The sequence below is a fragment of the Loktanella fryxellensis genome (assembly GCF_900110065.1).
Classification (GTDB): Bacteria; Pseudomonadota; Alphaproteobacteria; order Rhodobacterales; family Rhodobacteraceae; genus Loktanella; species Loktanella fryxellensis.
Window position 1 is genome coordinate 1 of record NZ_FOCI01000062.1, and the last position, 1,914, is coordinate 1,914.

Below are 1,914 nucleotides of genomic sequence, written 5' to 3' on the forward strand. Positions count from 1 at the left end.
CTGAAAGGCTCCTTGAAGGGGATGCCCAAGTTTACCAGATCATGCGGAAAGGGGGAGGTTTTTCAGACGTTCCTCAAATTTATCTGATTCGGAAAGCAGGTTTTTGGTCGCGATTACAGCACCTTATCGATTCGCCAAATTGTGGCCGAAACGAATAGCGTGCGCAGAAAACCAAAAGCGTGCGCAAGTTTCACGACAGGAAGCCGTCAGCACCGCCAGAGCGTTTTCAGCAAACAAAAAAGGCCCGCACCGTGCGGTGCGAGCCTGAGATTATCCGGTGATGTAGTGGTGATCAGCCGGGGTTGAAAAGCCGGAAAGGCTGCTCCCGCCGAAGCATGAGATCATATGCATCATGCGTGAACGGGTTTACGCCTGTCCGTGACGCGACCTTGGCGCGCCAAGCTTCTGCGAAGTCATCTCGTTCCAAAAGGTGAGACCCCCGCGCTCTTGCAGCTTCGCATGCGCCAATCACCAGCCCGATAACCAGACCCCACCTGAAAGCCCCGGACGTTGCGAGTCGAGTATAAAGATCACGGGTCATGACGGCGTCGCTCACCTCCAATCCGCTCTGCATAGCGGCGCTCTGGACGATGTCGTTGATGACGTTCAAATCGCCAAGCACCTCAAGATCAGGGAAGATCTGGTGGGTCGCAAGTCGGTGGAGTTGGGGTTCCTCTTGGATGTATCCCATGAGCTCCGGAATGCCAGTGAGGATGAGCATCAGCGGCCAATCCTGCGACTTCATCAAGGTCTTGAAGGAATCGAGGATGACATGGCGGTTCGTGACGTTCTTACTGCGCAGGATGTGTTGTGCCTCGTCGAAGTGAATGCCGACGACGCCGCAGCGCTTGGCGTGATCGACAATTTTCGCCGTGATGCTGGCCTGCGTATGTCGGGCCAAATTTTCAATCGGATAGCCGAGAGAGCGCAGCGTCGTGCTCCCGAGGTCCTTCCATCCGCCTTTCGCGTCCAGAAGGCAGCTGACGATCCTGGCCGGCTTTCCGTCAGGAAGCAGGATGCCCGCATCGTTGAACTGAGCAATCTGTTGCTTCACCTCCTTGGTTTTGCCCGACCCAGGCTCACCGGTCACGATCAGGCACTGGGATTCGAAGCTGATATCCTGCCTCAGGTCGCCGAGGTGCTGACTGAAGATTCTTGCGATGTTGATCTTCAACTCTGCCGCCCGCGGGAGAGGGAAGGTGCGCCACGACAGCGCTTCCCGGGAAGAGATGATTTCGTCGATGATAAAGGACATCAAAATTTGCTTTCCTTGAGGCATCCGAATTCGGGTTCGGTCGGGGTTTCGGGGTTGTCTTCGGGATGGGCGGGCAGCAGGGGACTGTTGCCCCCATCACCCGACTGTCCTGTTTCGGTTGCGTGAAACTCGGAGGTAGAGAACGGCACGGTGTTGGGAGCCGAAAGCACCGGCCCCGCATTCCCGCCGGCCGCGCCGCGGGTCATGACGTCCATGATCGACCCCACGCGTGCGAACCCGAAGTCATGCCCGGAGGGACGCACGTCGACGTTCTCGAGCCCAGCGGCGAGACGCTCATAATCCATGATGCGATCAGTGTTTCGGTCCACGCGCGCGCGGTCAGACAAAGACACCTGGCGCATTTCCCGCGCCATCACTTTGCCCACGCCATCGTTGGTGACCGTCCCGGCCTCAGGATCACCGCGCCACGCTTCATTCAGGAGCCGCAGTGCGTTTGGCAGAGTGGTATCGCGCAAATTGGTCATGGACAGGTCGGCCGTGAGGATTTCGGACGTGCCGATCGGTTCCACCGTGACCTGCCTCAGGTTGTCAGGATCAAGATAGACGTAAGCGCCGTCCCCGTCCCATTGATTTCCAGGGTTCCGCTGCGCTGGTGGAGGAGCGAGTTTCCTTTTGATGTTTCAGAAGGAGATTGCAGT

The 1,914-nt window shown here is 57.7% G+C and carries 2 protein-coding genes; both read right to left on the bottom strand.

Annotated features, from left to right (window positions below; translation table 11 throughout):
* Nucleotides 1-292: 292 nt before the first annotated feature.
* Nucleotides 293-1,255 (bottom strand): ATP-binding protein, encoded by a 963-nt coding sequence (locus BMX16_RS17150; protein WP_089905997.1) that lies wholly within the window; start codon nt 1,253-1,255, stop codon nt 293-295.
* Nucleotides 1,255-1,785 (bottom strand): hypothetical protein, encoded by a 531-nt coding sequence (locus BMX16_RS17155; protein WP_089905999.1) that lies wholly within the window; start codon nt 1,783-1,785, stop codon nt 1,255-1,257. The genes BMX16_RS17150 and BMX16_RS17155 overlap by 1 nt, the downstream gene beginning before the upstream one ends.
* Between the last annotated feature and the right edge of the window lie 129 nt (nt 1,786-1,914).